Below are 5606 nucleotides of genomic sequence, written 5' to 3'. Positions count from 1 at the left end.
GTGACTATCGACGCTTTCGGCGCCCACGCACAGTTTGAGAAGATGCAGCGGCATGATGCGAACATGGACCAATCGGGCCGCCGATCAATGGCCCGGCACCGCGATCCACAGGCTTGGCCGCTCAGCATTGGGGAAGATTGACCGCAAGGCCGCCAAGCGAGGTCTCCTTGTAGCGCGTGTCCATGTCGGCGCCGGTCTGCCGCATGGTCTCGATGCAGGCGTCGAGCGGCACGATGTGCGTGCCGTCCCCCTTGAGCGCGAGCGAGGCGGCGGTGACCGCCTTGACGGCGGCGATGCCGTTGCGCTCGATGCACGGCACCTGGACGAGCCCGGCAATCGGATCGCAGGTCATGCCCAGATGGTGCTCCAGGGCGATCTCGGCGGCGTTCTCGATCTGGGGCGGCGTGCCGCCCATCACGGCTGCCAGGCCGGCGGCGGCCATCGCCGCGGCGCTGCCCACCTCGCCCTGGCAGCCGACCTCGGCGCCCGAAATCGAGGCGTTGTGCTTGATCAGGCCGCCGATCGCCGCGGACGTCAAAAGGAAGACGCGGACATCCTCGCGCGTTGCGCCTTCATGAAACCGGAGCATATATTTGATGACCGCCGGCACGGTGCCCGCCGCGCCGTTGGTCGGCGCCGTGACGACGCGGCCGCCGGCGGCGTTCTCCTCGTTGACGGCCATGGCGTAGACGGTCAGCCAGTCGTTGGCGACGAGCGGGTCGAACCGGTTCGACCTCGCCTTTTCGCGCAGTTGCCCGGCGAGCCGCCCCGCCCGGCGCCTGACCTTCAGCCCGCCCGGCAGTTCGCCCTCGGCGCGCATGCCGCGCTCGATGCTTTTGTCCATGGCGTCCCAGATGGCGTCGAGCCTTGCATCGAGATGGTCGCCCGGATCGCGCGCGGCCTCGTTGGCCCGCTTCATCTGCGCGATCGTCTTGCCCGACGCCTCGGCCATAGCGATCATCCCGGCGGCGCTGGCGAACGGATAGGGCACCTGATCGTCCCCGGCCTGCCGGCCGTAGACGGTCTGCCTGCCGATCTCCTCCTCGCCGACGATGAAGCCGCCGACGACGGAATAATATCCGCGGCGCAGCAGCAGCCTGCCGTCGCCGTCATGGGCGAAGAAGGCGAGCCCGTTGGCGTGGCCAGGCATGGGTTGCTTCCTGTCGAAGACCAGGTCCGCCGCCGGATCGAACCGGTAGGCCGGGTGGCCGGGCGGGGTCACCTGCCCCGTTTCGCGCACCCGCGCGACGATGGCGTCCATCGCGTCGGGGTCGATCGTGTCGGGCCGCGCGCCGGCAAGACCCAGGATCACGGCGCGGTCGGTGGCGTGGCCGACGCCGGTGAAGGCGAGCGAGCCGTGCAGCGATGCGCCAAGCCTTTGGGGGCGCGCGCCGGCCGGCCTGGGCCATGCGTCCGACCGCAGTTCCCCAAGAAAGCGCGCGGCCGCGACCATCGGCCCCACCGTATGGGACGAGGACGGTCCGATGCCGATCTTGTACAGGTCGAAGACGGAAAGGAACATGCCGGTTGCCTCGGGTGGATATCGCTCATTGTCGGGGCCGTGTCGCGCCAACGCAGGGCACCCACCGACGCGCAATGGCGCCGGGGCGACATCGCCGACCATAACGCAACGAAAAAGGGCCGCCCGATGGCAGCCCTTGCGTTTCGGTCGCGGCCGGCCGTCGCGCCGGTCAGGACAAGGCGCTCGTTTCGGTGGCCATCACGTCGGAGGGTGACTTGCCGCCGGCCATGTAAACGGCAAGCGCGACGATGAGAAATCCGGCCAGCGCCCACAATGTGAGGTTCCAGCCCGGCTTCGCAGTGTGTCGATCCATGATCGCTCCTGTTGTCGGCATTGCCGGCGGGTCGCACGCGCAATGGTGGCGCGGCGTATAGGCAGATCGGTTTTGCGCCGCAAGGGGAAAAAATGGCGAAAGAGTGGCGCCGGCTGGTCACGCTGCGAACGGTCCGCCCGCCGGTGCCAGTCAAATCAAGGGTTTGGCGCGAACGACCCGCTTAACATTGCGGCAACCTGTCGGGCGAAAGAAAGGCGGATGCGATCGGCCGCGCGCGATCGGCGCTTGCATTGCGGGTTTGGCGCCGCTCCGCCTAGGCCGTTTCGATCGCATCGAGAAACCGCCGCGCATCGTCGGCGATTGCCTGCTTTTTTGCGTCGGTCATCCGTTCCAGCGTGCGATACATGACGGCCATGCGCCGATTGCCCGCAAGCTGCCGGCGATTGTCGATCAGAAAGCGCCAATAAAGATAGTTGAACGGGCAGGCTCCGGGACCGTTCTTGCGCTTGACGCTGTAGCCGCAGCCGCCGCAATAATCGGACATGCGATCGATGTAGGCACCCGTTGCGGCATAGGGCTTGGAGGCGAACAGGCCCCCGTCGGCGTAGAGCGCCATGCCCACCACGTTGGGCATTTCAACCCATTCATAGGCGTCGTGATAGACGGCCAGGAACCATTGCTGCACCCTTCGGGGACCAAGGCCGGCGAGAAGCGCGAAATTGCCGATCACCATCAGGCGCTGAATATGATGCGCATAGGCGTTTCGCTTCGTTTCGCCGATGACCTGGCGCAGGCAGTTCATGTTCGTTTCGCCGCTCCAGAACCAGGCGGGCAGATCGCGATCGGCCGACAGCGCGTTCTCGTCGGCATAGCCGGGCATGCGCAGCCAGTAGATGCCGCGGACGAACTCGCGCCAGCCGATGATCTGGCGAATGAAGCCCTCGACCGCGTTGAGCGGCGCGCGCCCTTCGCGCCAGGCCACCTCGGCCCTGTCGCAGCACGCGCGCGGATCGATGAGCCCGATGTTGATCAGCGCCGAAAGGTGCGCATGGAACATCAGGGGCTCGCCCGTCACCATCGCGTCCTGGTAGGTGCCGAAGTCGGGCAGCGCATGCGCGATGAACCAGTCGAGATAGGCGTTCGCGTCGGCGCGCGTCACCGGATGATCGAACGGTTCGAGATCGCCGAAATGGTCGCCGAACCGCGCCCCGACGAGATCGGTCACGGCGCGGGTGACGTCATCGGCCGGCCATGTCGGCCGTTTGGGGACGGCAAGACCCCTTTTGGGCGGCGCGCGATTGTCCCCATCATAGTTCCATTGCCCTCCCTCGGGCCTGCCGCCCGTCATCAGATAGCCGGTTCCGCGGCGCATGTGGCGGTAGAAATGCTCCATGCGCAGGCTCTTGCGGCCGGCAGCCCAGCGGGCAAAGTCCGCACGGCTCGAAAGAAAGCGGTCGTCCGGCCGAATCTCGACGTCGATGCCGAACCGGTCGCGCCAGCTTTCCTGCATGCGCAAGACGCGCCATTCGGACGCCTCGGTGACGATCACGCGATCGGGGGCGTGCCGTTCGAGCGCCGCCGCAAGCGCGTCTGTGAAGGAACGCAGGGAGCCATCGCTCGCGTCGAGCCGGCGATAATCGACCACAAACCCCTGCGCCTCCAGTTCGGCGGCGAAATGGCGCATGGCCGCGAACACGAAGGCGATCTTCTTCTTGTGGTGGCGCACATAGGCGGTTTCGTCCCACAGTTCGGCCATCACGACGACGTCGCGTCCCGGCTCGGCATCCGCGAGACTGGAAACATGCGGCGAAAGCTGGTCGCCGAGCACCAGGCGCACCGCTTTCGGCACCGCCGTCAGCCTTTGGCGCGCAGCGTCGAACGGCCGCCGTCGACACCGATCACCTGTCCGGTGATCCAGTCGCCGGCGTCGGTCAGGAGCAGGCGGGCAAGGCCGGCCATGTCCTCGGGCGCGCCGATGCGCGGCAGCGCGTGCATGCCGGCGATGGCCTTGGCCATTTGCTCGGAGCCGAGCATGGGGGCGGCAAGCGGCGTGCGGGTCAAGCTTGGCGCGATCGCGTTGACGCGCACCTTGGGCGCCAGTTCCGCGCCGAGTGCCCGGACGAGGCCCTCGACGGCCCCCTTGGCCATGGCAACGGAGGCATGGGCGGCAAACCCCTGCCGTGCGGCGACCGTGGAAAACAGCAGCACCGAGCCGCCCTGCCCGGCCTTCAGGGCGCCGAGCGAGGCTTGCACGGCCAGTGCCGCGCCCAAGGCGTTGAGGCGAAAATCGGCCAGGAAATCGTCCTCGGTGAGCCGGGCGAGCGGCTTGAGGTTGATCGTGCCGACGGCATAGACGAGCCCGGCCAGATCGTCGCCTGCGTCCGATGCGGCCCGTGCGATCTGCCGGGCCTTGGTCACATCGGCCACCGAATAGGCGGCATCCAGTTCGGCGGCGCCATCGGCAAGGGCCTGCGCATCGCGCCCGACCAGATGCAGCCCGTGCCCGTCTTCGCGCAGGCTGCGTGCGATTGCCCGCCCGATGCCGCCATTGCCGCCATAGATCAGATATTTGGCCAAACGCCGATCCCCCAGGTCACGAAACAGGCTTGCGTTCGGGGACAAAGACCCCTCGCCGCCGCCAGATCGTGCGGTCGATCCAAACGTCAAGCCCTGCCAAATGGTCGCAACCGGTCGCAAGCGGCGGTCGATCAGGCTTGCGCCGACGATCGGGCGTTGGCGGGAGCGATGGTCCCGCCCGGCCCGATCGGACGTGCGTCACCCGGCGGCGTCGCCCCCCTCGCCCTCGGCCGGAGCCTCGCCGCTCTTTTTCTTCGGCGGCGCCTTTTTCTTGCCGGTTCCGGCCTTCTTGTCGGTCTCCCCGGCCTTCTTCGGCACGATCTCGCCCTCGTCCTCGTCGTCGGCCATCAGCGCTTCCTTGCTGACGGTCTCGTCGGTGACGGCGACGACGGTCAGCAGGTGATCGACGGTCTTCTCCTCGAACAGCGGCGCGCGCAGGTTGGCGACGGCGTCCGGTGTCTTCTTGAAGAACTCCATCACCTCGCGTTCCTGGCCGGGATATTGCTGCACCTGGCGCATCACCGCCTGCTGAAGTTCGGTGTCGGTCACCTCGACGCCGGCCTCCTCGCCGATATGGGACAGGACAAGGCCAAGCCGGACACGGCGTTCGGCGAGCTTGCGATATTCGGCGCGCGCCTCCTCCTCGGTCGTCTCCTCGTCCTCGAAGGTGCGGCCGGCCTGTTCGAGCTCGCCGCTGATCTGCCCCCAGATGTTGTTGAACTCCGTCTCGACGAGCTTTTCGGGGCTGTCGATCCGGTACATCTCGTCGAGCGCGTCCAGAAGCTGGCGCTTGACCTTCTGCCGGGTCATGCCCGCATACTGGCTCTCGATCTGCTCGCGCACCACCGCGCGCAACCGCTCGGCGCTCTCGATGCCGAGCTTTTCGGCCAGTTCATCGTCGATCTCGACGGGCTCGGCCTTCTCGACCAGCGAGACCTTGACGTCGAACACGGCCTGCCTGCCGGCCAGATGGGTGGCCTGATCGTCCTCGGGAAACGTCACGGTCACCTGGGTCTCGTCGCCCGCCTTGGCGCCGGCAAGCTGCGCCTCGAAGCCGGGAATGAAGGTACCCGAGCCCAGCACGAGTTGCGCGCCGTCATCGGCGCCACCCTCGAACGCCTCGCCGTCGATCGTCACCCGGGCGTCCTTGCCGTATCCGAGCAGGACGTCGAACGGCCGCGGGCCGTCGAAGCTGAGCACTCTTCCGGGTTGAACGAGGTTGAAGAACAGACG

Annotated in this window: 5 protein-coding genes; all 5 read right to left on the bottom strand. The window is 67.3% G+C overall.

Annotation, left to right across the window (positions count from 1 at the left end; translation table 11 throughout):
* Nucleotides 1-121 precede the first annotated feature (121 nt).
* On the bottom strand, nucleotides 122-1522 hold the full coding sequence (locus AC5E6L_RS13580; protein WP_491773984.1) for an L-serine ammonia-lyase: 1401 nt from the start codon (nucleotides 1520-1522) through the stop codon (nucleotides 122-124).
* Between the two features lie 169 nt (nucleotides 1523-1691).
* Complete coding sequence (locus AC5E6L_RS13575) at nucleotides 1692-1835, bottom strand: hypothetical protein (RefSeq protein ID WP_491773982.1); 144 nt, start codon at nucleotides 1833-1835, stop codon at nucleotides 1692-1694.
* Between the two features lie 274 nt (nucleotides 1836-2109).
* Nucleotides 2110-3645 (bottom strand): cryptochrome/photolyase family protein, encoded by a 1536-nt coding sequence (locus AC5E6L_RS13570; RefSeq protein ID WP_491773980.1) that lies wholly within the window; start codon nucleotides 3643-3645, stop codon nucleotides 2110-2112.
* Nucleotides 3646-3650: 5 nt separating this feature from the next.
* A complete protein-coding gene (locus AC5E6L_RS13565) occupies nucleotides 3651-4373 on the bottom strand; it encodes an SDR family NAD(P)-dependent oxidoreductase (protein ID WP_491230371.1) in 723 nt (240 codons plus the stop codon).
* 198 nt (nucleotides 4374-4571) lie between these two features.
* Nucleotides 4572-5606 (bottom strand): trigger factor (tig, locus tag AC5E6L_RS13560; RefSeq protein ID WP_491773977.1); only part of this gene is annotated, 1035 nt, incomplete at its 5' end.

Source organism: Roseitalea sp., assembly GCF_984466335.1.
The sequence above is the reverse complement of the archived record's forward strand: the minus strand, read 5'-3'. Positions and strand labels throughout refer to the sequence as shown.

Bases quoted from the DNA above. Each gene is read 5' to 3' on its own strand.
- AC5E6L_RS13575 (WP_491773982.1), bottom strand. From the start codon at position 1,835: ATGGATCGACACACTGCGAAGCCGGGCTGGAACCTCACATTGTGGGCG.
- AC5E6L_RS13580 (WP_491773984.1), bottom strand. From the start codon at position 1,522: ATGTTCCTTTCCGTCTTCGACCTGTACAAGATCGGCATCGGACCGTCC.